Annotated in this window: 23 protein-coding genes; 12 read left to right on the top strand and 11 right to left on the bottom strand. The window is 70.4% G+C overall.

Annotated features, from left to right (window positions below):
- Nucleotides 1-72: 72 nt before the first annotated feature.
- Nucleotides 73-1,500: a DUF2254 domain-containing protein gene (locus tag FLL47_RS21095; RefSeq protein ID WP_144122252.1), complete on the top strand. Its 1,428-nt coding sequence runs from the start codon at nucleotides 73-75 to the stop codon at nucleotides 1,498-1,500.
- A gap of 109 nt (nucleotides 1,501-1,609) precedes the next feature.
- On the opposite strand, the gene FLL47_RS43015 is transcribed toward FLL47_RS21095, so the two are convergent.
- Nucleotides 1,610-3,073 carry a DUF6923 family protein gene (locus FLL47_RS43015; RefSeq protein WP_186315817.1) on the bottom strand — a complete coding sequence of 488 codons (1,464 nt, stop codon included), beginning with the start codon at nucleotides 3,071-3,073 and terminating at the stop codon, nucleotides 1,610-1,612.
- 58 nt (nucleotides 3,074-3,131) lie between these two features.
- Here FLL47_RS43015 and FLL47_RS21085 point away from each other — a divergent pair, with 58 nt between their 5' ends.
- Complete coding sequence (locus FLL47_RS21085) at nucleotides 3,132-3,890, top strand: bestrophin-like domain (RefSeq protein ID WP_144122251.1); 759 nt, start codon at nucleotides 3,132-3,134, stop codon at nucleotides 3,888-3,890.
- Between the two features lie 91 nt (nucleotides 3,891-3,981).
- Here FLL47_RS21085 and FLL47_RS21080 read toward each other — a convergent pair whose 3' ends face one another.
- Entirely contained in the window at nucleotides 3,982-4,398 is a 417-nt protein-coding gene (locus FLL47_RS21080) for a hypothetical protein (protein ID WP_144122250.1), read from the bottom strand.
- Nucleotides 4,395-5,273, bottom strand: coding sequence for an N-acetyl-1-D-myo-inositol-2-amino-2-deoxy-alpha-D-glucopyranoside deacetylase (gene mshB / locus FLL47_RS21075; RefSeq protein WP_144122249.1), 879 nt, complete (start codon nucleotides 5,271-5,273; stop codon nucleotides 4,395-4,397). Before mshB ends, FLL47_RS21080 begins: the two co-directional genes overlap by 4 nt.
- A gap of 212 nt (nucleotides 5,274-5,485) precedes the next feature.
- On the opposite strand from mshB, the gene FLL47_RS21070 reads away from it, so the two are divergent.
- Complete coding sequence (locus tag FLL47_RS21070; RefSeq protein WP_246158342.1) at nucleotides 5,486-7,057, top strand: S9 family peptidase; 1,572 nt, start codon at nucleotides 5,486-5,488, stop codon at nucleotides 7,055-7,057.
- Nucleotides 7,058-7,257: 200 nt separating this feature from the next.
- Here FLL47_RS21070 and FLL47_RS21065 read toward each other — a convergent pair whose 3' ends face one another.
- The 6 genes from FLL47_RS21065 to FLL47_RS21040 form a co-directional block, all read right to left on the bottom strand.
- Nucleotides 7,258-7,767 carry a hypothetical protein gene (locus FLL47_RS21065; RefSeq protein WP_144122247.1) on the bottom strand — a complete coding sequence of 170 codons (510 nt, stop codon included), beginning with the start codon at nucleotides 7,765-7,767 and terminating at the stop codon, nucleotides 7,258-7,260.
- Nucleotides 7,768-8,070: 303 nt separating this feature from the next.
- Nucleotides 8,071-9,801 (bottom strand): ABC transporter substrate-binding protein, encoded by a 1,731-nt coding sequence (locus tag FLL47_RS21060; RefSeq protein WP_144122246.1) that lies wholly within the window; start codon nucleotides 9,799-9,801, stop codon nucleotides 8,071-8,073.
- A 95-nt stretch (nucleotides 9,802-9,896) separates the two neighbouring features.
- The gene (locus tag FLL47_RS21055; RefSeq protein WP_144122245.1) at nucleotides 9,897-10,883 is read right to left on the bottom strand and encodes an ABC transporter permease; all 987 of its coding nucleotides are present in this window, start codon (nucleotides 10,881-10,883) and stop codon (nucleotides 9,897-9,899) included.
- A 10-nt stretch (nucleotides 10,884-10,893) separates the two neighbouring features.
- The gene (locus tag FLL47_RS21050) at nucleotides 10,894-11,895 is read right to left on the bottom strand and encodes an ABC transporter permease (protein ID WP_144122244.1); all 1,002 of its coding nucleotides are present in this window, start codon (nucleotides 11,893-11,895) and stop codon (nucleotides 10,894-10,896) included.
- Between the two features lie 64 nt (nucleotides 11,896-11,959).
- Complete coding sequence (locus FLL47_RS21045; protein WP_186315816.1) at nucleotides 11,960-12,973, bottom strand: ABC transporter ATP-binding protein; 1,014 nt, start codon at nucleotides 12,971-12,973, stop codon at nucleotides 11,960-11,962.
- Complete coding sequence (locus tag FLL47_RS21040) at nucleotides 12,970-14,019, bottom strand: ABC transporter ATP-binding protein (RefSeq protein WP_144122243.1); 1,050 nt, start codon at nucleotides 14,017-14,019, stop codon at nucleotides 12,970-12,972. The genes FLL47_RS21045 and FLL47_RS21040 overlap by 4 nt, the downstream gene beginning before the upstream one ends.
- Nucleotides 14,020-14,343: 324 nt before the next feature.
- On the opposite strand from FLL47_RS21040, the gene FLL47_RS21035 reads away from it, so the two are divergent.
- The 6 genes from FLL47_RS21035 (at nucleotide 14,344) to FLL47_RS21010 (ending at nucleotide 21,764) form a co-directional block, all read left to right on the top strand.
- Nucleotides 14,344-15,780, top strand: a complete 1,437-nt coding sequence (locus FLL47_RS21035; RefSeq protein ID WP_144122242.1) for a TldD/PmbA family protein — start codon at nucleotides 14,344-14,346, stop codon at nucleotides 15,778-15,780.
- Nucleotides 15,777-17,090, top strand: coding sequence for a TldD/PmbA family protein (locus FLL47_RS21030; protein ID WP_144122241.1), 1,314 nt, complete (start codon nucleotides 15,777-15,779; stop codon nucleotides 17,088-17,090). The genes FLL47_RS21035 and FLL47_RS21030 overlap by 4 nt, the downstream gene beginning before the upstream one ends.
- 329 nt (nucleotides 17,091-17,419) lie before the next feature.
- On the top strand, nucleotides 17,420-18,226 hold the full coding sequence (locus FLL47_RS21025; RefSeq protein WP_144122240.1) for a hypothetical protein: 807 nt from the start codon (nucleotides 17,420-17,422) through the stop codon (nucleotides 18,224-18,226).
- 21 nt (nucleotides 18,227-18,247) lie between these two features.
- Nucleotides 18,248-20,134: a fumarate reductase/succinate dehydrogenase flavoprotein subunit gene (locus FLL47_RS21020; RefSeq protein WP_144122239.1), complete on the top strand. Its 1,887-nt coding sequence runs from the start codon at nucleotides 18,248-18,250 to the stop codon at nucleotides 20,132-20,134.
- Nucleotides 20,131-21,126: a succinate dehydrogenase/fumarate reductase iron-sulfur subunit gene (locus FLL47_RS21015; protein WP_144122238.1), complete on the top strand. Its 996-nt coding sequence runs from the start codon at nucleotides 20,131-20,133 to the stop codon at nucleotides 21,124-21,126. The genes FLL47_RS21020 and FLL47_RS21015 overlap by 4 nt, the downstream gene beginning before the upstream one ends.
- Before the next feature lie 323 nt (nucleotides 21,127-21,449).
- The gene (locus FLL47_RS21010) at nucleotides 21,450-21,764 is read left to right on the top strand and encodes a hypothetical protein (protein ID WP_186315815.1); all 315 of its coding nucleotides are present in this window, start codon (nucleotides 21,450-21,452) and stop codon (nucleotides 21,762-21,764) included.
- A 122-nt stretch (nucleotides 21,765-21,886) separates the two neighbouring features.
- On the opposite strand, the gene FLL47_RS21005 is transcribed toward FLL47_RS21010, so the two are convergent.
- A complete protein-coding gene (locus FLL47_RS21005; protein WP_144122237.1) occupies nucleotides 21,887-22,300 on the bottom strand; it encodes a (deoxy)nucleoside triphosphate pyrophosphohydrolase in 414 nt (137 codons plus the stop codon).
- 216 nt (nucleotides 22,301-22,516) lie between these two features.
- Between FLL47_RS21005 and FLL47_RS21000 the strand changes: the two genes are divergently transcribed.
- The 3 genes from FLL47_RS21000 to FLL47_RS20990 all read left to right on the top strand — a co-directional run bounded on the left by FLL47_RS21000 (nucleotide 22,517) and on the right by FLL47_RS20990 (nucleotide 24,324).
- A complete protein-coding gene (locus FLL47_RS21000; RefSeq protein ID WP_144122236.1) occupies nucleotides 22,517-22,822 on the top strand; it encodes a 4a-hydroxytetrahydrobiopterin dehydratase in 306 nt (101 codons plus the stop codon).
- A gap of 72 nt (nucleotides 22,823-22,894) precedes the next feature.
- Nucleotides 22,895-23,875, top strand: a complete 981-nt coding sequence (locus FLL47_RS20995; protein ID WP_144122235.1) for a hypothetical protein — start codon at nucleotides 22,895-22,897, stop codon at nucleotides 23,873-23,875.
- A complete protein-coding gene (locus FLL47_RS20990) occupies nucleotides 23,872-24,324 on the top strand; it encodes a GNAT family N-acetyltransferase (RefSeq protein WP_144122234.1) in 453 nt (150 codons plus the stop codon). The genes FLL47_RS20995 and FLL47_RS20990 overlap by 4 nt, the downstream gene beginning before the upstream one ends.
- A 9-nt stretch (nucleotides 24,325-24,333) precedes the next feature.
- Here FLL47_RS20990 and FLL47_RS20985 read toward each other — a convergent pair whose 3' ends face one another.
- Nucleotides 24,334-25,584 carry a hypothetical protein gene (locus FLL47_RS20985; RefSeq protein ID WP_144122233.1) on the bottom strand — a complete coding sequence of 417 codons (1,251 nt, stop codon included), beginning with the start codon at nucleotides 25,582-25,584 and terminating at the stop codon, nucleotides 24,334-24,336.
- Between the last annotated feature and the right edge of the window lie 185 nt (nucleotides 25,585-25,769).

Here is a 25,769-nt window from a genome sequence, read left to right as displayed (position 1 = left end):
TTGGTGGGAGACGTTGGCGACCAGGTTAGCGCGTTATATGAAGCTGGCCCACATTCGAGAAAATGGTGGCTAATGGACAAATTTGTCCGAGATGGTGACAGTGGGACGGCTGCCTACTACGAGCACGAGGTGGCCCCGCACGTACGCCGACTGCGCTCCCGGGCGCTGCGCGACCGCCTGGCGGAGAGCCTGCTGTTCCTGCCGATCATGATGCTCGCCGCTTCGATGATCATCGCGTTGCTGCTCGCGGAGATCGACGAGCGCTACATGACAGACCCCAGTGAAGTGATCAGCTTCACTCCGGACGTCGCCGTCACGCTGCTGGGCATCATCGCCGGTGCCATGATCACGACGGCCGGCGTGGTCTTCTCGCTGCTGGTGGTCTCGCTGCAACTGGCCAGTGGCCAGTTCTCGCCGCGGGTGCTGCGCGGCTTCTGGCGCGACCGCCACGGCCAGGTGCTCGTCGGCCTGCTGCTCAGCACCTTCGCGTTCTGCGTGCTGGCCCTGGCGCGCGTCGACACCGCCGCCGACCACGCGCCCCCGCTGACCGTGGGCTTCGCCCTCCTGCTCACCCTGCTCTCGGTCATCGCGATCGTCGTCTACCTGGACCGGATCAGCCGCAACCAGTACGTCGGCCGGATCGTGCAGCGGGTCGCCCGGGAAACCCACGGCCTGATCAGCGAACTGCCGTACGGGCCGCGCATCGGCGTCAAGGTCGGCGAGCCGGTCGACCCGCCCGATGTCGGCACACTCGGCCCGCCGCTCGTCGTCACCGCCGTCACCGACGGGTGGGTGCAGCAGATCAGCCGGCGCGCCGTCGTCGCGGCCGTACCGCCGGACACGGTGGTGCGGCTGGAGACCCGCGTCGGCGCGTTCGTGACCGCGGGCACTCCCCTGGTCACCATGTGGCCGCCACCGGCCGACCCGGCCACGTCGGCGCGCCTCATCGCCGAGGCGGTCATCATCGGCGTCGCCCGCACCATGCAGCAGGACATCGACTTCGGCCTGCGCCAGCTGAACGACGTCGGACTGCGCGCACTGTCCCAGGCCGTCAACGACCCGACCACGGCGATCGAGGTGATCCTGCGCATCGGCACGGTCATGCGGCCGCTGCTGCTGGCCGACTGCCCGGCCCAGGCAGTGCGCGACCGCGACGGCCGCATCCTGCTCACCCCCTGTGACCTCGACCACACCGAGTACGTCGCCCACGCCTTCAACCAGCTGCGGCACTACGCCGCGCCCCACCCCAGCGTGGTCATCCCCCTGCTGCGGACCATGCTCATGCTCCGCGACTGCTGCCTGTCCGGCTACCGCGGCGCGATGACACCCGATCGCGTGGCGACCATCGCCGCACTGGACCGCCAGCTCGAACTGACCGTCGCGGGAGCACGCGCCAGCGGCATGCTGCCCGCGGACCTGGCCATGGTGGAAGCCGTCGCGGCGGGCGCCACCACCGCCGCACCGGCCACCGCGAACGATCCCTCGCAGCCCTCGGCCTGACCGTCGCGTTCGGACCCTCCACTGCGCCGGGCCGTGGCCCGGACCGAACCCGATCGCGCGGGCTCGGCCGTCCACGTCCGTCGGCGGACGAGGGCGGCGAGCAGGCGGGTCAGCGACGTCGGCGGCGGGCGGCGAGCAGCAGGCGGGTGCCGGACAGCCCGAGGATGAAGATCACGACGGTATTGCGCCCGGTCTCGACGGGGTCCCGCACGTGGCGTACCGGCTCCGGCTCGATCACCACAGGTCGCCGCGCCGGGCTCGGCGGCGGAGGCGGCGACGGTTCCGGTGACGGACTCGGCATCTCGGACGGCTCCGGCGGCGCCTGCGGCTCCGGCAGCGGCACCACCGGTGCCACCAGCACTGCGGACGGGGACGGGCTGGGCGACGGCGCGACAGTCGGCGACGGGGACGGGGACGGACTCGGGCTGGATGAAGGCGACGCGCGCGGTGGCCCGTAAGGACTCGGCGACGGACTGGGTGATGGAACCGGACTCGGACTCGGGGACGGACTCGGACTCGGCGACGGACTCGGCGACGGACTCGGCGACGGGCTCGGACTCGGACTCGGCGACGGGCTCGGCGACGGGCTCGGAGACGGACTCGGAGACGGACTCGGAGACGGACTCGGAGACGGACTCGGAGACGGACTCGGACTCGGGGAAGGGCTCGGGGACGGAGACGGAGACGGGCTAGGCGATGGGGAAGGGTTCGGACTTGGGGACGGCGACGGGCTCGGTGCGGCGGGCAGCCAGGCCGCGTCGGTGAGGTACACCGGCTGCGTGGTGGCCAGCAGAGTCGCCTCGCCGGTGGACAGGCCTATGCGGTACTGCCGCAGCGGCCGGGCCAGCCCGTTGCGGCTCGCATAAAGCGTGTCGCCGATCAGCGCGACGGAACCGTAGGATCCGCCCCGCCGCAGGTCACCGCTGAGTTCACTGGTGCTGACCTGCCCGGTGACCGGGTCGACCGCGATCAGCCGCGGCGTGGGCCCGGTCGCGTCCACCCCGAGCAGCGCCTGCCGGTACGGGTCGTAGTCCCAGTCGGCGACGCGTACCGGCACGGACAGCGCCACATCCCTTGTGACCTGCCCGAATGTGGCGGCCCCGGCTCGCACGTCGAGTCCGGTCAACCGGCTGCCGGCCGACAGCAGCAGTTCCCCGCCGACGATCGCGCCCGCGGTCGCGGTGCCCATGGGGACGGCGGGCGGGGTGCCACGCACCGGCCCGTGATCGACGACCGTCCCATCAGGACTGATCGCGACGAGATGCCCGCCGCCGAGGGGCACCAACCGGAACCGGACGGCGATGCCGTAGAGCAGCCCCTGCGCGGGGTCGTATCCGATCGCGTTGACGGTGTGCTGCAACCAGACTCTGCGGCGTACCGCTCCGGTGTCGGGATTCAGACTGACCAGCTCGGACGGCGCGTTGGGCACCGCGGAGCGGACCTGCAGCAGCTCGCCGGGCGGTGCGCCCAGCGCGACGCCAGGCGCGAGCAGCGCGACGGCCGACGGCAGGGCGATCGCCGTGGCCAGGAACAGCCCGACAACGAGGGGTCGATATCTGGACGTCGCACGCATAGCATCTTGTATAGCCCTAAACGTCCCGTTTGGGCGAATAGTGTTTTTGGAGGAACTCATGCGGGCGTACGCGAGCGGTCTCCTGTGGTTTCTCGGCATCTGCGGGATCGCGGCGCTCGCCGTGGTGTTCATCCGCCGCTCGTGGCCACCGGACCGCCGCGCCGACATCCACGACGTGCTCAGCGTGGTGTTCTCGATGACCGGCACGCTGTACGCCGTGGTCGCCGCGTTCGTCTTCATCGACGTGTGGCAGATCGGCAACGACGCCCGGGATGCGACGTACCGCGAGGCGCAGGCGGTGCAGTCGGTGGCGTGGGCCGCCGAGACCGGCCCGCCTGAGGTGCGCGCCGCGATCCACACGCTGTCGCGCGCCTACCTGCGCGAGATCCTGGACCAGGAGCTGCCGCGGCTGCGTACCGGCGAGCCCGTCGGCGAGCAGGGCTGGGCGGTGCTGAACGACCTGCGCGCCGCCGCGGCCCGGGTGCCGGTGCCGCCCGACAGCGACGCGTCGCCGGAGAGCACCGTGCACGCGGTGATGCAGGCCCGCGAGGATCGGCTCGCTCTGGCGGACAAGCGGATCGGCGACGTGACCTGGTTCGCATTGCTGTTCGGCGCGCTGCTGGCCGGGATGCCGATCCTGTTCTTCCGGTTCGACCACATCGGTACGCAGCTCGCCATGACCACCGCCGTGGTCGGCATGATCACGTTGCTGCTGTTCACGATCCACCAGATCGAACGGCCGTTCACCAGCACCGAACGGGTGCCGCCGACGGCGTACCAGAACGTCGTGCTCCGCCTGGACGCCCTCAACACCTGACCTGGCAGAAGGAAGGGCACCTTCTTGACGCCATTGGTGCGGAGGGTGCCCGTCCTCACCACTCGGCGGCATCCGAGCAGGGCGGATGCGGTCAGGACTGGTGCGGCGTGAGTTGCGGGGCGGCGGTCCGCGGCGGCGGCGCGGTGGTGCGCTTGCCGGCGCGGTATGCGGCAGGGCCGACGAAGCCGAGGCCGCCGGTGGCGAGCACCAGCAGTCCAAGCCAGGTCGCGGCGATCTGGTCGCCTTCCTGGGTGCCGCCCACCGCGAAGATCATGACGAGGAACCACGGCACCGCAGCGAGCCACCAGCCCCAGGCCAGGCCCGTGGCCGCGCGGGCGAACCAGCCCAGGAACAGGCTGACCAGCAGCGCCACCGGCACCAGCCACACCGCGGGCCAGCCGCCGATGCGGTACGGCGTGTAGACCGCCTCCAGCACCGCCGACGTGGTGCCCAGGAAGACCGCGAGCAGCCCTCCGATCCCGCGCAGGGCGAGGTCGAACAGCCTCACCGCGCGGCGGGCGAGCCGTCGGGCAGGCCGCTGAACAGGTCGGTCTCCCACCCGTACGGGCCGTCGCCGCGACCACGGACGCCGTGCGCCAGCGTGTAGTGCTCGACGCCCATGAACTCCTGGCCGAAGTTGCCGGCGATGGAGTAGAGCCAGGACGTCTCCGGGATCTGGGTGGCGTGCGCCTTCAGCGCGGCGACCTTGGCGTCGTGGTGGTCGGAGCCGTCGATGCAGGCCGCGACCTCCTCGTCGGGCGTGCCGAAGGGGAAGTCGGCCACGTCGGTGACGGCGGCGAACGGGTTGTCCGTCGAGTCGGCCAGCGCCTCGACCCCGGCCTTCAGCACGCTCAACGGCATCGCCGTCCAGTAGATCTTGGAGGGGCCGAAGCCGCGCTCGGCGGCGATCTCGGAGGCGCGCATGGCGACCCGGTGGGCCTGGATGTGGTCCGGGTGGCCGTAGAAGCCGTTCGCGTCGTACGTGACGACGATCTGGGGCCGCACCTCGTCCATGATCTCGACCAGGTGCGCCGAGGCCTCCTCGAGGTCGGCGCCCCAGAAGCTGCGCGGATGCTCGTTGGCAGGGGTGCCCATCATGCCGGAGTCGCGGTAGCGGCCCGCCCCGCCGAGCATGCGGTGGTCGATCACGCCCAGCGCGTTCAGCGCGCTCTTCAGCTCGGACAGGCGGTATCCGCCCAGTTGATCGCCCTGCGCGGCTTCCAGCCGCGCGAGCTCGGGCACGTGGATCTCGCCCTCCTCGCCGAGGGTGCACGTCACCAGGGTGACGTGTGCGCCCTGCGCTGCGTAGTGAGCCATGGTCGCGCCGGTGCCGATCGACTCGTCGTCGGGATGCGCGTGCACGAAGAGGATGCTGCGAGCCACCCGGTCACTCTAGCCCGCATCAGGCAAACCGCCACGCGCCTGCCTCTCGCGTCGATAGCATCGCGGCCATGGAGGCGCAGCAGCCTGACGGTCCGGGGCCTGGCCACCGCATAGCCGTCAGTTCTGACGGCCTTCGGGTGGGCCACCTGCATGATCACGTGCTGGACATGTGTGAACCGGCTTCGGGCCGGGTCCATACCGTGGCCGAGGCGGTGGACGATTTCGCGTTCGACCGTACCGGTGCCGTCGTCGTCTGGACCTCGGACGGTCGGCTCCACCGGCGTGACGCCGACGGTGTGACCGCCCTGTCCACCCCGGGCCCGGTCGCCACGGCCCGGCCCGATCCGACCGGCCGCCGCATCGCCTACCTGCACGAAGGCACCCTGCGGGTGGCTGTCGGCGCCGAGGACGAACTGCTGGCCGGGGAGCCGGACGGGGTCCGCTGGGGCGAGGCCGACCCGCACGCGGGCTGGTTCGGCCGGCGTACCGGCTGGTGGTGGGCCCCGGACGGGGAGAGCATCCTGGCCACCCGCCGCAGCGGCGAGCAGGTCTCGCTGCACCTGCTGGACCTCGACGGCGGCTGGGTCGACGTGCACTGGGACCGCGAGATCTACCCGTACCTGGGCACGGTGCGCTGGGCCGACGGCGGTCCGCTGATCACGGCGCTGCGCCGCTCGCAGGGGCACGGATTGGTGCTGGCGGTGGACCGGCGCACCGGGGAGACCCAGGTCCACGCCGAGCTGGCCGACCCGCGCTGGGTCAACCCGATCGCCGGCACGCCGCGCCACCTCGCCGACGGCCGGGTGCTGGTCGGCGGCGAGATCTCCCACGACGGGTACGACGCGCGCTGCCTGTTCGCCGACGGCACCCTGCTCACCCCGCCCAACCTGTACGTCCGGCGCGTCGTGGGACGGCTCGGCCCCGGCTCGGCCGGCGGCGAACTGGGCGACCTGCTCATCGAGGCCAGCGAGGGCGAGCCCGCCGAGCAGCACCTGTTCCGGGTGCGCAGCAGCACCAGCGGCGGCATGGTGGTGCACCGGCTGACCAGCGTGCCGGGTTGGCACAGCGCCGCCTGCGGCGGCGACACCGTGGTGACCGGCCTGCGCAGCCTCGACGACGAGGACGTGCAGCTCACCGTATGGTTCGCCGGCAACCAGGTCGCCGAGCTGACCCCGCGCCGCCCGGTGCCCGCGACCACGATCCGCCCGGCCCTGGACCGGGTCACCGACCGGCGGCTGCCCACCGCCGTGCTCTACCCGCCCGGCCATGTCTTCGGCCGCCGGCTGCCGGTGCTGCTGTGCCTGCCGGACACCCCGACCCAGCAGCAGGTGCGCAACGACCACGAGGCGTTCACGGCGGCCCGGCACTGGGCCGAGGCGGGATTCGCCGTGGTGATGGTCGACGGCCGGGGCACCGTCGGGGTGTCACCGAGCTTCGAGAAGGTGACCCACCGGCGGGTGGCCGACCTGGCCGTCGCCGACCACGCCGAGGCGCTGCGCATCATCGCCGACAAGCACTCCGACCTGGACCTGGCCCGGGTCACCGCGTACGGTCGCGGCTTCGGCGGGTGGCTGGCCGCGCTGCTGGCGGCCCGCCGGCCGGACACGGTGCGGGCGGCGGTCGCCGTGGAGCCGTGGGACTGGTCGGCGCTGCCGGCCCCGCTCGCCGAGCGTTACCTGGGCCCGCAGGAGCTGGACAGCGAGATCTACGCCCGGCACGCCCTGGAGGACCTGCCGCCCACCGTGATCATCCAGGAGACCGAGCCGGTCGAGATCCGCACCTGACCGCCCGCGCCCACCCCCGACTCGCATTGACGTTGGCCTATTACATCGACTTTTGGTAGATCATTCTCGATGTGATAGGCCACCGTCTATAAAAGGCAGGAGCCGGGGCCCAGCCGCACGACGCGACGACTGGCGCGCTGCCGCGTGAGACGGCTCCGCCCACGCAGCCAGCTGCGTGGGCGGAGGGTATACGGGCCCGTTCAGCGGCCCAGCTGCGCCTTCACCGCGGCCTGCGCCGCGATCTCCTCGGCGGCGGCGGCCTTCTGGCGCGCCTTCTCGGCGGCCTTGGCGTCGACGCGGGCCTGCACAGCGGCCTGCTCGGCGATCTCGGCGGCGCTCGCCGCATGCTGCTTGGCCTGGTCGGCAAGCTGCATGTCCTGCTCCACCCGGGCCCCGTCGAGCCGGGCCTTCAGGTCGGCACGCACCCGGGCCGCGGCGGCCTTGGCTGCCTGCTTGGCGTCGGCGGCGTGCTGCTTCGCCGAAACGGCGGCGCGGGCCGACAGCCGGGCCTGGATCGCGGTCTCGTCGGCGACACCCAACGCGGCGGCCGCCTTCTGCGCGGCCTTCTCCGCGGCCCTGGTGTCGTGCGACTCGACGACCAGGTGCGGCGGCGGGGCCGCCAGCGCCGGTGCGGCGTGCACGAGCACGGGCGCGGAGAACGCGGCGGTGAGTGCGGCGAGAACGGCGAATCGACCCGTGCGCATTGCCATGAGCTGACCTCCCGTGTGAACCGATGAGCCGCCCTGGCCGACCTCGCCGTCCACCTGGGCACTTCCCACGATCCCGCAGCTCACCGCCCCTGCGCACCCGTCAAAAGCCAGCTCCCACACCCCCCGAAAGTCAGTTTCTTCGGCCGGCCGCGGGGCACTTACGGGCGAAGATCGCCGTTTCAGGTCGGAAGGTGAGGTCAGACCGCAGATCTTGGCACGAAACAGCGATCTTGACCTGGCGGCGGCCACGACGCGAAGGGGCGGCACCCCGAAGGGTGCCGCCCCGGTGGAGCAGGGTTGCGGTTACTGCTTGACGAAGGCGCGGGTGAAGGCGGGGTAGCCGAAGATGCTGTCGATGTAGACGCCACCGACCTTCGAGCCGTGCATCACGAACATGACGTCCGCGTAGAGCGGGACCGCCGGGGCCAGCTCCTTCATGATCCGCTCGTCCAGCTTGGCCCACTCGGGCGCCTGAGCGGCCGGGTCGAGGGCCAGCACGCGGTCGAACTCGGCGTTGATCGCGTCGTTGTTGATGTAGGACGTGTTGCTGTTGCCCTCAGCCTTGATGGTGCGACCGTCGAAGAGCACCGGCAGGAGCGCGGCGCCGCTCGGCCAGTCCGCCGCCCAGGAGTCCAGGTACAGGTCCCAGGGGTTGTCCTTCTTCTTGGTCTCGTCCAGCTTGCTGTCCGCCGGGATGACCTTGATCGTGATCTTGAAGCCGGCCTTCTCCAGGTCGTTCTTCACCTGGGTGCCCAGCTCCTGCGCGCCCGAGTCGTCGCCGATTACCAGCACCAGCTCGGGGGTCTTGCCCGCCAGCGTGGACTTGGCCTTCTCGATGTCGGCCGGGTAGGCGTCGAACTTCTTGAAGCCGAGCGTCGACGGCGGCATCAGGGTGGTCAGCGGGGCAACCTTCAGGTCGCCGCCGGCGGCCTTGACCATGCCGGACCGGTCGATGGCGTAGTTCAGCGCCTGGCGGACCGACAGGTCCGGCACCCGCTGGGTGTTGATGGACAGCCGCCACGCGCTCGGGGTCGGCTCACGCAGGGTGCGGCCCATCAGCCCGGCGTCACCGGCGACCTTGGCCACCAGCGAGGAGTCGACACCGTTCCAGCCGAGCGTGGCCTGGTCCTCGGCGCCGTCGGCGATGAGGCGGTTGGTCTGCGCCTCGGCGTTCGGGCCGAACTTGTAGACGAACTTGTCCGGGTACGCGTTGCGCACCGGGTCGGTGTTGGCGTCCCAGTGCTCGTTGCGCTCGAACAGCATCTCCACGCCGACCGTGTTCTTGACCAGCTTGTACGGGCCGGACGAGAACGGCTTGTTGTCCAGCTCGACGCCGGTGTCCTTGGCCGGCGGCAGCGGCGCGGTGGCCGGCAGCGAGGCCGCGAACGGCAGGTCGCAGTGCGGCTTGGCGAACTCGAAGCGCAGCGTCTTGGCGTCCGGGGTGGTCAGACCCGGGGGCAGCGAGGTCTTGTTGGCCTTGAAGTCCCACTTGGTGTCGAAGGCCGCGTCGTTGGCCAGCCACTCCTGGATGTAGGTCGGGCCGCCGGCCAGGTCGGGGTCGAACGAGCGGGCGATGCCGTACGCGACCTCCTTGGAGGTGATCGCGCTGCCGTCCTCGAACTTCACCCCGTCCTTGATCTTGAATTCCCAGACCTTGCAGTCCTTGTTGACGTTGACGCCCGGCGTCTCCGCGAGGTCGCCGACGAGGGTCACGTTGCCCTTGCCGTCGTCCTTCCACGTGGTCAGGAAGCGGGCGTAGAGCGGGGCGGTGTTGAGACCCACGAACGAGTAGACCCGCTGCGGGTCCATGTGCGAGATCTTCGTCTGGCGGATCACGGTGAACGTGCCGCCCTTGGCCGCGCCCTCGACCGCCTTGGCCGGACCCATCGAGTCCTTGGGGTCGGTCGCGATCGCGCCGGAGGCCACGCGGTCGGTGTCGACGTCGCTGTCGGTGTTCTTGTTCTCGCTGCACGCGCCCAGGGCCACGGTCAGCGCGAGCACGCCTCCCGCTGCCAGTATCGCTCTGGATCTCATATTCACTCCCGTGCCGGTGGTGTGAAGGAAACTTACGAAATGTGTAGCAGTGATTGATAGATTTCGCCATACCCTTCGATACGGCGGCGGGAGCGCTAGCTGAGCCGCACCCGCGGGTCGATGACCGCGTACAGCAGGTCGACCACGATGTTGGCGACGACGATGAAGACCGCCGAGATGAGCACGGTCGCCATGATCGTCGGAAGGTCGCCGAGGCGGACCGCCTCCACGGCGGTGCGGCCCAGGCCCTGGATGCCGAAGGTGGTCTCGGTGATCACGGTGCCGCCGAGCGCGCCGCCGATGTCCAGGCCGGCGATGGTCACGATCGGGGTGATCGCGGCGCGCAGCGCGTGCCGCCCGTACGCCCGCGATTTGCTCAGGCCCTTCGCCCGCGCGGTGCGCACGAAGTCCTCGGCGAGGGTCTCCAGCATCTGCGCCCGCGACAGCCGGGCGTAGACCGCGGAGAACAGGAAGGCCAGCGCCACCCAGGCCAGCACCAGCCCGCTCGCCCAGTCCAGCGGGTCGTCCCACAGCGAGGTGTAGTGCGGCACCGGCAGGATCTTCAGCGTGTACACGAAGATGATCATCAGCATGCCGCCCACGAAGTAGAGCTGCATGGACGCGCCGGTCAGCGAGAAGCCGATGGCCAGCCGGTCGAAGACGGTGCCGCGCCGCAGCGCCGAGATCATGCCCAGGCCGATGCCCAGCCCCAGCCACAGCACCGACGCCGGGATGACGATGCTCAAGGTCACCGGGAGGACCCGGGCGAAGATGTCGGAGACCTCCTCGCTGCTGGTGTACGAGTAGCCCAGGCACGGCGCATCGCAGAAGCCGCCCTGCGCGCTGCCCAGGTCCCGGCCCACGAAGATGCCCTTCATGTAGCCGGTGTACTGGTCGATCAGCGGATCCTTCAGTCCCAGTTCGACACGCACCCGCTCCAGCCGCTCGGGGTTGCAGTTCTTCACGCACATGGTGGCCACGGCGTCGCGGGGCAGCATGAAGAACATGCCGAAGGCGACCAGGCTGACGGCGAACATCGTCAGCGTGCCGAGCAGCAGGCGCTTGATCAGGAATCGCAGCATCTCGTGCCTCCTACCGGGACGACTTGGGGTCGAGCGCGTCGCGCAGGCCGTCGCCGAACAGGTTGAACGCCAGCACCAGCAGGAAGATCACCACGCCCGGGAAGATGAGGTAGGCCGGATCGGTCTGCGCGTAGCTCAGGCTCTTGTTGATCATCACGCCGAAGTCCGGGGTCGGGTCGACGACGCCGATGCCCAGGAAGGACAGCGCCGCCTCGCCGGTGATGTAGCCCGGCACCGCCAGCGAGAACGACACCAGGATCGGCGCCCACAGGTTGGGCAGCAGCTGGCGGAACAGGATGTGGAACAGGCCGGCGCCGCTGGCGCGGGCCGCCTCGACGAACTCCCGCTCGCGCAGCGAGATCACCTGACCGCGTACCAGCCGGGCCGTGCCGGTCCAGCCGAACAGCGCGAACAGGAAGATCATCACCCCGATCCGGAACGGCACCGGGATCTCGTCACGCGGCCCGTAGAAGCGCGCGGTCACCGTCGGCATGATCGCCAGCGCGAAGATGAGGAACGGCAGCGCCAGCGCGAAGTCGATGACCCAGCTGATCACCCCGTCGATCCAGCCGCCCAGGTAGCCGGAGACGATGCCCAGCACGATGCCGAGCGCCGTGGTCAGCAGCGCGGCCGAGGTCGCGATGAACAGCGAGGTGCGCAGGCCGTACACCAGCCGGATGAAGATGTCCCGGCCCAGCTGCGGCTCCAGGCCGAACCAGTGCTCGCCGGAGACGCCGCCGAAGTAACCCAGCGGCAGGCTGTTGTTGGCGATCTTGTCCTGGAACTGCTCGAACGGGCTGATGCCGTACAGCAGCTCGATCAGTGGCGCGGCCAGTCCGAGCACGATGAAGAACAGCATGATCCAGCCGCTGACCATCGCGGTGCGGTTGGCCCGCAGCCGGGCCCAGGCCAGCCGGCCGGGAGAGCGGCCCACCATGCCGGGCTGCGGCGCGACCGGCACCGCGGTCGCGTCGACGCCCGCGGCGTCCGTCCCGATCTGCGACAGGCTCATGCCTTCTCCTCGCGGCGCTCGTCGGCGGCATCGAGGACGTTCATGATTCGCTCACGACGTTCGCTCATGCTGCCACCTCGCTCACGTGCTCGTTCACGACGCCGACCGCTTCCGGGAAGTGGCAGGCCACCTGCTGCGCGCTGCCTTCGCGGGCGACCAGCGGCGGCTCCTCGGTCGCGCACACGTCCTGGGCCTTCCAGCAGCGGGTACGGAACCGGCAGCCGGACGGCGGGTTCAGCGGGGTCGGCACGTCGCCGGTGAGCCGGATCCGCTGCCGCTGCTCGCCGAACGCGGCCACGTCCGGCACCGCCGACAGCAGTGCCCGGGTGTACGGGTGCCGCGGCCGCTCGTAGATGTCGGCCCGGTCGCCGATCTCGACGACCTTGCCCAGGTACATCACGGCGACCCGGCGGCTGAAATGGCGCACGATCGCCAGGTCGTGCGCGATGAACACGAAGGCGAGGTCCAGCTCCCGCTGCAGGTCCCGCAGCAGGTTCACCACCTGCGCCTGGATCGACACGTCCAACGCCGAGACCGGCTCGTCGGCGACGATGAGCTTTGGGCGCAGCGCGAGCGCCCGCGCGATGCCGATGCGCTGGCGCTGGCCTCCGGAGAACTCGTGCGGGAAGCGGTTGTAGTGCTCGGGGTTGAGCCCGACCAGCTCCAGCAGCTCCTGCACCCGCTGCTTCACGCCGCCCGCCGGCTTGATTCCGTTGACCTCCAGCGGCATCGCCACGATCTTGCCGACGGTGTGCCTCGGGTTCAGCGACGAGTACGGGTCCTGGAAGATGATCTGCAGGTCCTGCCGCAGCGGGCGCATCGCCCGGCGGCCCAGCGTGGTGATGTCGCGCCCCTGGAACTCGATGCTGCCGGCGGTCGGCTCCAGCAGGCGTACCAGCATCCGGCCGGTGGTGGTCTTGCCGCAGCCCGACTCCCCGACCAGGCCCAGCGTCTCGCCCGCGTGCACGTCGAAGTCGAGCCCGTCGACGGCGCGCACCGAGGCCTTCGCCCCGGTCGCGCCCTGGCGTACCGCGAAGTGCTTGGTCAGCCCCCGCACCCTCAGCAAGGCTTCACTCACTGGGCCACCCCCACGTGCGCGATCTCGTCGGTATAGGTGCTGATGCGCTGCGGCTCGGGCAGGTGGCAGGCCACTCGGTGCCCGTCGGCCTGCACCGCGAGCAGCTGCGGCACCTGCGCCGCGCAGGGCTCGGGCTTCATCGCGTACGCGCAGCGGGGGTGGAACGCGCAGCCGCTCGGCACGTTGATGAGACTCGGCGGGTTGCCCTTGATCGGCTTGAGGTCGACCTCCGGGTCGCCGTGCAGGCTCGGGATGCTGGCCAGCAGGCCCCACGTGTACGGGTGCTGCGGGCCGCGCATCACCTGCGCCACCGTGCCGTGCTCGACGGCCCGGCCGCCGTACATGACCAGGACCTCGTCGGCGACCTGGCTGACCACGCCCAGGTCATGGGTGATCAGGATGATCGCGCTGTGGAACTCGCGCTGCAGGTCGGCGAGCAGGTCGAGGATCTGCGCCTGCACGGTCACGTCGAGCGCCGTGGTCGGCTCGTCGGCGATGAGCAGCGCCGGGTCGTTCATCAGCGACATCGCGATCATCACGCGCTGGCGCATGCCACCGGAGAACTCGTGCGGGTACTGGCTGAAGCGCCGGTCCGGTTGCGGGATGCCCACCCGGTCGAGCATGTCCAGCGCGCGCTGCCTGGCCTGCGCCTTCGACGCGCCGGCATGGTGCGTGCGGTATCCCTCCACCAGCTGCCGGCCGACCGTGTAGAACGGGTGCAGCGCGGACAGCGGGTCCTGGAAGATCATGGCGACGTCCCGGCCGCGCAGCTTGCGCATCTCGCCGTCGGACAGCCCGACCAGGTCCCGGCCGCCCAGCTTGATCGCGCCGGTGATCCGGGTGCGGGCCGGATCGTGCAGCCCCATCACCGCTAAACTCGTCACGCTCTTGCCTGAGCCGGACTCGCCGACGATGCCGAGCGTCCGCCCTCTCTGGAGGCCGAAGCTCACCCCGTCCACCGCGCGGACCTCGCCGTCCGCGGTGCTGAAGCGCACCCGCAGGTCGTCGACCTGCAGATACGGGGGGCTTGCAGCATCGTGCGTCATTGCCGCTCCCGTCCCTGCCGATGAAGAAAACTTTCATACTCGTCGGCCAAAAGGTAACGGACCCCGGCGTGTCGGCAACAGACGCGCTACGTAACAACTGGCTAACGCCCCCCTTCCGATCGCCCGAATTGCCTGGCACATGCGCCGAAGAGTGCTCATGATTCGCCTGATTGCCAGGCAAGGCCGACGATCGACGCGGACCGTGCGGGCAGCGTGTGCGCAGGTCGATCGACGCGGATCCGGTGAACAGTGCGCATCGCGGCGATCCGGGCGATCACGACGCAGGGGCGTCGGACCGGTCGCTCTCGGACTAGGGTGGCGATCATGAGCTTTTTCGACGTCGCGGAGGCGGCGGTGGCGGCGGCCCTGGACGCGGGCGCGCGTTACGCCGACGCGCGGGTGATGCACAAGCGATACGAGTCCATGGAGGCCCGCAACGGCGAGGTCGAGGACCTGAACTCGGACGAGTCCGCCGGCCTCGGCGTACGCGCACTCGTCGGCTCCAGCTGGGGCTTCTACGCAGTACCGGACCTGTCCGACAGCGCGGCCCGGCTGGCCGGCGCCCGCGCCACGGCCATCGCCAAGGCCAGCGCCCGGGTCGCCGGGCCGGGCGTCGACCTGGTCCCGACGACGGCCAGCACCGCGACCTGGGCCAGCGAATGCCTGATCGACCCGCTCGCCGTGCCGCTGTCCGACAAGGGTGACCTGCTCACGCACGCCACCAAGACCATGGTCGAGCACGGCGCGGACCAGGCCACCGGGGTGTACCAGGTCTGGGACACCCGCAAGTGGTTCGTCTCCAGCGAAGGCCACCGCATCGACCAGCACGTACGCGAGTGCGGGGCGGGCATCCAGGCCACCGCGATCGGCGAGGGCGAGACGCAGGTGCGCTCCTACCCCGCCGCCCGCGGCCAGTACGGCACCCGCGGCTGGGAACTCGTGCAGGGCCTGGACCTGCTCGCCCACGCGCCGCGCCTGGCCGACGAGTCGCGGGCACTGCTGTCCGCGCCCACATGCCCGAGCGGCGAGACCGCGCTGATCCTCGGCGGCGAGCAGCTGTTCCTGCAGATCCACGAGTCCGTCGGGCACGCCATCGAGCTGGACCGGATCCTCGGCTGGGAGGCCGCCTTCGCCGGCACCTCCTGGCTGGACCTGTCCCAGCTTGGCTCGCTGCGCTACGGCTCGGAGCTGATGAACATCACCATCGACCCGACCCTGCCCGGCGCGCTGGGCAGCTTCGGCTTCGACGACGAGGGCACCCCCGCGGCCAAGCGCTACGCCGTCAAGGACGGGGTATGGGTCGGCGTGCTGGCCGGGCGCGACTCGGCGGCCCTGGCCGGGCTCGACTACGGCGGCAGCGTACGGGCCGACGGCTGGGCCCGGCTGCCCATGGTGCGGATGACCAACGTCGGGCTGGAACCCGGCCCGCACACCCTGGAGCAGATCATCGCCGAGACCGACGACGGCGTGTTCATGGAGAACAACCGTTCCTGGTCCATCGACGACAAGCGGCTCAACTTCCAGTTCGGCTGCGAGATCGCGTACGAGGTGAAGAACGGGAAGAAGGGCCGGATGCTGCGCAATCCCACGTACACCGGGATCGGGCCGAAGTTCTGGCAGTCGATGGACATGCTGTCCAGCGAGATCGAATACTGGGGCACGCCGAACTGCGGCAAGGGCCAGCCGACGCAGGTCGGCCACACCGGCCACCCGTCCGCCCCGGCCCGCTTCCAGAACGTGCGAGTGGGGGTGCGGGCATGAGTGTCACCACCACTGCTGAGCAGGTGCTCGAGCTCGCGGTGCGGGCACTGCCCGGGGCCGAGGTGGACGTCACCGCGGACGCGGTGCACCGGGCGCTGACCCGGTTCGCGAACTCGCGCATCCACCAGAACGTCGCCGAGGACACCGTCACCGTGCGGCTGCGCGCCCACCTCGACGGCCGTACGGTCACCACGACCACCACGCTGACCGGCCCGGAAGGGCTGACCTCGCTGGTGGCGCGGACCGCCGCCGCGGTTCGCTCGGCCCCCCGCGATCCGGGCTGGCCCGGCCTGGCCCCGCCGTCGCCGCTCGCCCTGTCCGGCGTGGTGGACGAAGCGACCCGGAACGCCTCCCCCGACGACCGGGCAGCGCGGGTGCGGGACTTCGTCGACGCGGCGGGCGGCCTGGAGACGGCCGGCTACTGCCAGACCGGCCACTGGTCCGGGGCGTACCGCAACTCCGCGGGTCAGTCGCTGTCCGCGCAGGCCACGACCGCGGAGCTGGACGGCATCGCGCGTGACGCCGGTGCGGACGGGGTGGCCCGCCGCTCCAGCGTGCGCCTGTCCGACCTGGACGGTGCGGCGCTGGGCACCCGCGCCGCGGCCAAGGCCCGGTCACAGGCCGACCCGGTGGAGTTGCCACCGGGCCGGTACGAGGTGATCCTCGAACCGGAGGCCGTGGCGGACCTGCTCACCAACTTCGCCCTGTTCGGCTTCAACGCCAAGGCGGTGCAGGAACGGCGCTCGTTCGCCGAGCTGGGCGCGGCGCAGTTCGACGAGGCGATCAGCCTGTACGACGACCCGCGTGAGCCGTTCGACGGCGAGGGCACCCCGCGTACCCGGCTCGCGCTGGTGGAGAAGGGGATCACCACGGCGCTGGCGCACGACCGGCGCACCGCCGCGGTGTCCGGGGCCGCCTCCACCGGCCACGCGGGCAGCGCGGCCTGGGGCCCGATGCTCAACAACCTCGGCTTCGCGCCGGGCGGCAGCAGCGCCGAGGAGATGACCTCGCGGGTCGAACGCGGTCTGCTGATCACCGACCTCTGGTACACCCGGGTGCTCGACCCGCGCACGCTGGCACTCACCGGCCTGACCCGCAACGGCGTCTGGCTGATCGAGGGCGGCGAGGTCACCCGGCCGGTGCGCAACATGCGCTTCACCCAGCTCTATCCGCAGGCCCTGGGGCCGGGCGCGGTGCTCGGCGTGGGCGCGGATGCGGTGCCTCAGCCGTCGCGGGTGTTCCTCGGCGCGTGGACCGCCCCGGCCCTGCACCTGGCCTCCTGGAACATCACCGGCAACGCCAGCGGCTGATCCGCCGCGCCGTCCCGGCCGGACCGGGCGCAGCACGGCCACCGTCCAGGTCCGCCGATGGCACATGGTGCGGAAAACGGCTGCTCGTTTCGGGACGCTTGAGCGTCCCGAAACGAGCAGCCGTTTCACATGCACCGTGCCCGCGCGGTGCGGCAGGTCGCGAAAAGGGCTCGGCAATGGGTGTCACCGCTGGTGAGCGGGCCCGGCAAGGCCGCGATGCGACACATCACAGTGTCCCGAGTCACATGATCGACATCTTTCGGCGTAACGTGTCCGTGATTGATCCACGCACGTGTTCCCACGACTGCGTACCTCAGGGAGCGACGAAGATGACGACGACGGCAACGAGGCCGGCCGGCGCGAAACCGCGCGCCGCGATCGAGGCCAAGACGTTGCGCACCGACCGCTGGTGGCTCGCACCGGTGCTGACGGTCATTGGTCTCACCGCCTGGGTCGCCTACGCGACGTTCCGGGTGTTCATGCAGAAGTTGTACTGGGTCGACGCGTACCACTACCTGACCCCGTTCTACTCCCCCTGCGTCTCGAAGGGCTGCTACCCGGCCGCCGCCGAGTTCGGACGGTTCATCCCGGACAACCCGCTGATCCCGTTCGCGGCGCTGTCCCTGCCGTTCCTGCTGCTCTTCCGGCTGACCTGCTACTACTACCGCAAGGCGTACTACCGGTCGTTCTGGCTGTCGCCGCCGGCCTGCGCGGTGCCGGACGGGCACGCCAAGTACTCCGGCGAGACCCGCTTCCCGCTGATCTTCCAGAACGCGCACCGCTACGCCTTCTACGCCGCCGTGCTGATCTCGCTCATCAACACCTGGGACGCCGTGCTGGCCATGCACTCCCCGAGCGGCTTCGGGTTCGGCCTGGGCAACGTGATCCTGTGGATCAACGTGATCATGCTGTGGGCGTACACCGCCTCCTGCCACTCCTGCCGGCACATCGTCGGCGGCCGGCTCAAGCACTTCTCCAAGCACCCGGTGCGCTACAAGATCTGGACCTGGGTCTCGGTGCTGAACACCCGGCACATGGGACTGGCCTGGATCACGCTGGCGACGCTGGCGCTCACCGACTTCTACATCATGGGTCTCGCCGCCGGCTGGTGGTCCGACCTGCGGTTCATCGGCTGAGCCGGGATAGGTGGCACAAAAATGATCAACATTGAGAAGCACTGGTACGACGTCGTCGTGATCGGCGCCGGCGGCGCGGGTCTGCGCGCCGCGATCGAGGCCCGCCTCGCCGGCAAGAAGGTCGCCATCATCTCGAAGTCGCTGTTCGGCAAGGCCCACACGGTCATGGCCGAGGGCGGCGCGGCGGCCGCGATGGGCAACGTCAACTCGAACGACAACTGGATGGTCCACTTCCGCGACACCATGCGCGGCGGCAAGTTCCTGAACAACTACCGGATGGCCGAGCTGCACGCCAAGGAGGCGCCGGAGCGGATCTGGGAGCTGGAGACGTACGGCGCGCTCTTCGACCGGACCAAGGACGGCAAGATCTCGCAGCGCAACTTCGGCGGCCACGAGTACCCGCGACTGGCCCACGTCGGCGACCGCACCGGTCTGGAGCTGATCCGCACCCTGCAGCAGAAGATCGTGTCGCTGCAGCAGGAGGACAAGGTCCAGCACGGCGACTACCAGGCGCGGCTGCGCGTGTTCGCCGAGTGCACCATCACCGAGCTGTTGCTCGACGAGACCGGCGGCGACAAGCGCATCGCGGGCGCGTTCGGCTACCACCGCGAGTCCGGCGAGTTCGTGCTGTTCGAGGCGCCCGCCGTGGTGCTGGCCACCGGCGGCGTCGGCCGCTCCTACAAGGTCACCTCGAACTCGTGGGAGTACACGGGTGACGGCCACGCGCTGGCGCTGCGCGCCGGGGCGAAGCTGATCAACATGGAGTTCCTGCAGTTCCACCCGACCGGCATGGTGTGGCCGCCGTCGGTGCGGGGCATCCTGGTCACCGAGTCGGTGCGCGGCGACGGCGGCGTCCTCAAGAACTCCGAGGGCAAGCGCTTCATGTTCGAGTACGTCCCGGACGTGTTCCGCAAGCAGTACGCGGAGACTCCCGAAGAGGGCGACCGCTGGTACACCGACCCGGACAACAACCGGCGTCCCCCCGAGCTGCTGCCCCGCGACGAGGTGGCCCGCGCCATCAACTCCGAGGTCAAGGCCGGTCGCGGCACCAAGGCCGGCGGCGTCTACCTCGACATCGCCTCGCGCCGCCCCGCCGCGGAGATCCTCAAGAAGCTGCCGTCCATGTACCACCAGTTCAAGGAACTGGCCGACGTGGACATCACGACGCAGCCCATGGAGGTCGGCCCGACCTGCCACTACGTGATGGGCGGCGTCGAGGTCGACCCGGACACCGCGTCCGCGGGCGTGCTCGGCCTGTACGCGGCCGGCGAGGTCTCCGGCGGTATGCACGGCTCCAACCGGCTCGGCGGCAACTCCCTGTCCGACCTGCTGGTCTTCGGCAAGCGCGCGGGCGAGTACGCGGCCGGCTACACCGACACCCTCGGCCCCAAGCGGCCCAAGGTCGACGACAAGCAGGTCGCCGCGGCGGTCGAGGAGGCACTCACGCCGCTGGCGCGTGACGGCGGGGAGAACCCGTACACCCTGCAGAGTGATCTTCAGGATGTGATGGGCGACCTGGTCGGCATCATCCGCCGCAAGGGCGAACTGCAGGAGTCGCTGTCCCGCCTGGCCGAGCTGCGCGAGCGCATCCGCAAGGTCGGCGCGGCCGGCGGCCGCCGCTACAACCCGGGCTGGCACCTCGCCCTCGACCTGCGCAACATGCTGGTCGTGTCGGAGTGCACCGCGAAGGCGGCGCTGGAGCGCGAGGAGTCGCGCGGCGGCCACACCCGCGAGGACTTCCCGAAGATGGACTCGAAGTGGCGGCAGGTCAACCTGGTCTGCTCGCTCACCCCCGACGGCGACGTGGACCTCACCCACCAGCCGATCCCCACGATGACCCCCGACCTGCTCGCCCTGTTCGACAAGTCCGAGCTGGCCAAGTACATGACCGACAAGGAGCTGTCGTGACAGTCCGGCAATTCAAGGTCTGGCGTGGCGACGCCGCAGGTGGCCAGCTCAACGACTACAAGGTCGAGGTCAACGAGGGCGAGGTCGTGCTCGACGTCATCCACCGGCTGCAGGCCACCCAGGAGCCCGACCTGGCCTGCCGCTGGAACTGCAAAGCCGGCAAGTGCGGCTCGTGCTCGATGGAGATCAACGGCATGCCCCGCCTCGGATGCATGACCCGGATGTCCACCTTCGAGGAGGACGAGACCATCACGGTCACCCCGCTGCGGACCTTTCCGGTCATCCGCGACCTGGTCACCGACGTGTCCTTCAACTACCAGAAGGCACAGGAGATGCCCGCGTTCGCGCCGCCCGCCGACCTGGCCCCCGGCGAGTACCGGATGCAGCAGATCGACGTGGAGCGCTCGCAGGAGTTCCGCAAGTGCATCGAGTGCTTCCTCTGCCAGAACACCTGCCACGTCGTACGCGACCACGACGAGAACAAGCCGGCCTTCTCCGGCCCGCGCCTGTTCATCCGCGCCGCCGAGCTGGACATGCACCCGCTCGACGCCCGGCACGACCGCAAGGAGATCGCGCAGCAGTCCCAGGGCCTGGGCTACTGCAACATCACCAAGTGCTGCACCGAGGTCTGCCCCGAGCACATCAAGATCACCGACAACGCCATCATCCCCATGAAGGAACGGGTCGTGGACCGTCGGTATGATCCGCTGGTGGTATTCGGACGCAAGATTCTCCGCCGTGACCAGCTGGCCGCCACCGTGCCCGCCGGCCCCACCGTGCACGCCGGCCCCGTGACGGTCGCCGACGGCCAGGCCCCGGTCGACTTCGGCCGCGAAACCCGGCCCCCTCAGCCCGCCGAGGTCAACGCCGCAGGCCACGTAAACCTGAACGAAATGCTCTCCGACCGTGCCGCCGCCGCCTCCCCCTTCGGCGACGACATCACCTTCCCGATCAACCCCAACACCCTGAACTACTACCACCCCGAGCGCTAACCCCCTCGCACCACCAAGATCGCGACGATCTTGCGTGGACTGCGGGTATGACACGTGCAAATCGGTCATACCCTCAACAGTTCACGCAAGATCGTCGCGATCTTGCGTGGGGCCGTAGCACAGGGGCGGGGTAGGGCGGGGGTTGTCCACAAGGGTGGGGTTGTCCACAGGCGTGGGGTGGGGGCGGTGGAGTTGAGGCTGGGTCGGCGGCAGCCTGCGGGGCATGTCTGTTCCTGGAACGCTTCGGCAGTTGCGTGCGGCGGGGGCGTCGACGCAGGTGCTGCGGACCGCGTACCGCCGTGGTGATCTGCACCGGCCCTGGCGTGGCGTCTATTGCGCGGAGTGCCGCCAGGAGAGCCAATTACGCCTCGTCATCATCGACGGCGGGCTCCCCCACCCCGAACCACAGCTCCAGGTCGGCCACATCCGCCTCGACATGGGGCTACGAAGAACTCAAGGTCGGCATCGAGTACGACGGCTCCTCCCGCCTCACCCGCGACCGGATCCGCCACGACCGCCACCGCGGCAACCGGCTCGCCACCCAGGGCTGGCACATGCGCCACTTCACCGACGCCGACCTCTACCGCCACCCCGCCCGTATCCTCACCACCCTCCGCCCCCTCCTCACCCCTCCCTGAACCCCGCTCAAAGCGAAGATCGCGACGATCTTGCGTGAGCTGTTATGGATATGACCGTTTCACCCGTGTCATACCCACAGTCCGCGCAAGATCGTCGCGACCTTGGGGGGTGGGGGGTGGGGTTAGGCGCCGTCGCCCATGAACTTCGGGAGGGCCGCCACGATGGGGGCGTCGGCGGGAAGCCACTGGACGGTGTGCAGTTCGTGCGCGGCCAGCCAGCGGAACTCCGCGTGCTCGATCAGCTGCGGCACGCCCCTGACCAGGCGAGCGGTGTACACCTTGAGCACGGCGCGGCCGTGCCCGAGCATCACGTCCTGGCCGACGCGCTCGCCGACCTCGACGAGCACACCCAGCTCCTCCTCGCATTCGCGCACGAGCGCGTCATGCTCCGTTTCACCCGGCTCCACCTTTCCGCCAGGAAACTCCCACCGTCCGGCCACCTCGGCCGGTTCGGAACGCTCACAGGCCAGCACCCGCCCATCGGCGATGATGGCAGCACCGACGATGACTCGGATCTCGGAGGAGAAATTAGGCACGGCGGACAGCGTGCCAGACAAACCGGGTTCGTGGTGAACGCGGTGTCACCAAGCGAGTCCGCGCTGCACACAGCGTCCCGTGAAGTGCAGGAAGTCGGTTTTGTTCGCGTGGACACACGCCGCGATAGAGGGCAGGATAGGTCTCACCGAAGTGTCGGTGCGGACAAGATTCGGCCACAAGCCGATATCACCGCGTGGGAGGTATCGGAGGTGCGGATGAGCGCGGTCTGGAAACGGGGCCGACGACGCGACTACATCAGCGACGCACTTTCCCAGCTCACCGGATGGGTGCACGAGGGCGACTGCCTCAAACGCACCCTCCCCCTCGACGACACCGAACACGCCGTGCTGACCGAGCGCATCTCGGTCGCGGCGGACACCTTCGGCGTACGCCCCCACATCCGCCGCCTCGACGGCCGCACCCAGATCCAGCTCTGCGCCGGCGACAACGGTGCACTCACCTCCGCCGAGATCGGCATGGCCGCCCGCGTCGAGGCCGCCTACCAGTCACTCAACCAGTAACGACCCCGCACACCGCACCGCACCGCCACACGGGGCACCGCCCTCCCGCCCGGACAGCTAGGCTCAGCGCCCATGCCCTCCGGCGCGGATCTCTTCGAGCTCTTCTTCATGGGACCAGGCCTGCTGTGCCTCCTCCTGCTGGTGCTCTTCGCCATCCTCGCGCTGCTGCCCCGCTCGGCCCACCGCAGGCACACCCGGCGCGTCGAGCGTGCGGCCAAGCTCATCGAGAGCGGCCGCACCGACGCGGGCCTCACGCGACTGGCCAGGGAGATCGCCCGGCTACGGCACAGGCGCTCCACACCGGCCCGTGCGACGGTGCTCGTCGGCGTGCTCGGCCACTACGCCAGCGAAGCGCTGGTCGCCGGGCACACCGACGCCGCCCTCGCCGCCGCCACCGAGGCCGCGGAACTCAGCGCCCGGCTCCATCCGAACGACCTGCGGCACGCACAGGTCCTCTATGTGCTCGGCCGCACGCTGGCCAGGCTCGGCCACGACGAGCGGGCGCTCGCGCACCTGCGGCAGGCAGTCTTGACCGGTGACGCGGCGGACCACGCCGACCAAGCGCTCACCGTCCGCGCACTGTTCGCCGCGAACACCAGCATGGTGCTGCGCCGGACCGGCGACACCCCGGCCGCGCTCACCATGGCCACGCGTGCGGTGCACCTCGCCTCGATCGCTCCGCCGGAGCCGGTGCCGTACATGCAGGCGGGCAGCGGCTTTGCCTATACGGCGCTCGCCCTGGCCCAGACGGACAGCGGGCTCGACGGCCGCGTCGCCGCGCGGACCGCGCTGGAGACGTTCCGCCGGCTGGACCAGGAGAAGATCCTCCCAGGCGGCGAAGGCATCGCGCTGGCCTGCTACACGGCGGCGTACGCCGGGCACCGGCAGGGCGACGAGCAGGCCGTGGACCTTGCGCGCGAGGCGGCCGAACGGTTCTCGGACCTCGGCCGCCCCGGTGACGCCCTGCACGAGCGCCGCCTGGCCGACGCCTCGCGGCTGCTCGCCGAGATCACGTCAGGACGTCCGGCCACGCCAGCGGAGGACCCGCGATGAACCTCGCCGTCCGGCCCGTCACACTCGCCGACGAGAGCCGCTGGCGCGAGCTGTGGGACGGCTACACCCGCTTCTACGAACGCGAACCCGCCGAGGCGATCACCCGCCACCTCTGGGCCCGCATCTTCGACGACACCGTGCCCGTGCACGCGATCGTCGCGGAGGCCGACGGCAAGGTCGTCGGGATCGCCCACTATCTGCTGCACGAGAACACCTCAGCGCTCACCCTGTCCTGCTACCTCCAGGACCTGTACGTCGACCCGGCTGCCCGCGCCCGCGGCACCGGCGCGGCGCTGATCGACTGGCTGTGGGCACAGACCAGAGACCGGGGCTGGGCGACGCTGTACTGGAGCACCCGCGAGAACAACTACCGGGCGCGGGCCCTCTACGACCGCTACACCCCGCACAGCGGCTTCCTGCGCTACGTCCTGCGTAACCGGCAGGGCTGACAAGGCCGCTCACACCAGCGCCCGCGTCAGGAACAGCCCCGTCATCAGGAACGCCAGCGGCGACCCAAGGGCAGCCAGCCCCGCCGCCACCGGCCAGCGCAGGTGCCGCAGCAGCAGCACCACCGGCAGCAGCAGCGTATGCGACCGGAACTGGGCCTGACCGGCTCCGACGACCAGCGGCGCGATCAGCAGCAGCGGGCCGTACACCGCGCCGAGTGTCCAGTCCAGCGCAGTCGCCTGTCGACGCACCGCGGCGGCCGCCAGCGCCACCGCCGCGAACAGCACCAGCCCGGTACTGAACAGCAGCTCGGCGGAGACCGTGGCCGGCTGCCATTCGAGCAAGGTCAGGAACGTCGTGATCGGGTTGTGCACCCCGTGGCCGTAGTTGCTGGACTGGATGGCCAGGTAGGCGTCGTACCTGCCGGTGGCCAGGTGCATCACCCCGAAGACGGCGAGCACCCCGGTGCCGGTCAGGCCGCCCACGTACGCGGCGATCGCGAGTCTGCGCCGGGCCCACCTGCCGGGCGGGATCAGCAGGAACACCACCGCCGCCGGGGCCAGCAGCACGGCCAGCGGGTACGCCGTCGCGGCGACCATGCCGGTCAGCCCGGCGAGCACCCAGCGACCGCGTACCAGCAGCAGGAACGTCACCAGGATCAGCAGCACCGCCAGCGACATCGGGAAGGTCGCGTGGAAGTACACGCCGCTGGGCAGCAGTGCCGCGACCGCCAGGCAGGCGACCTTGACCGCGGTGCGGGCCGGGTCGAGCAGCCGCGACAGGGCGACCAGCAGGCCCAGCGCGCACGCCTCGACGATGAGGACACCGGCGGTCGCCGAGCCCAGGCCTGCTTTCATCAGGGCCAGCACCAGGTACGGCAGCAGTGGGAACCAGCCGGCGTTGCCGCAGAGGCCGTCGGGGTTGGGGCCGGCCGGATAGACCTGCGCGCACGGGCCCGCGCTGTAACCCGTCTCCGCGATGCCGAGATAGATGCCGCCGTCCCAGCGGATACGCGAGTCGGTGCTCAGCCAGTCGAACCCGAACCAGTACGCGGCAGCGCCGTGCAGCAGGTGGCCGAGCAGGTAGGCGAGCAGCGGCAGCCAGGCGTACGACCAGATCCGGGCGGGTCGGCCCGGCCTGGCGACGCTGCCGTCGTCGGATCGGACGGCAGGCCGGGCCTGGCTGGGCACCAGCGGCTGTGCCGTCCCGGCAGAACCCTCGGCCTCGCCCTCGTCCGCCAGAACCGACCGCTGGGCGCTCACTCGTGCACCTCTTCCAACCGCCGAATTCCCCGTGTACACAGAACGTGCATGGCGGTCACGTTAGGCGAGCGTCGCCGCGCTCGCCGCCCCGCGTGCTCCACCTAACTGCTCCGCTGCGCTTCTTCGTGAGCGTCAGCGGGAACCGAGCCGCGTGGCCCCCCCGCTCGACCTGCGGAGAGCTGCCC

It is taken from the genome of Catellatospora sichuanensis, from assembly GCF_007483665.1.
Lineage (GTDB): Bacteria > Actinomycetota > Actinomycetes > Mycobacteriales > Micromonosporaceae > Catellatospora > Catellatospora sichuanensis.
This window is presented reverse-complemented; position numbering and strand designations above follow the sequence as displayed.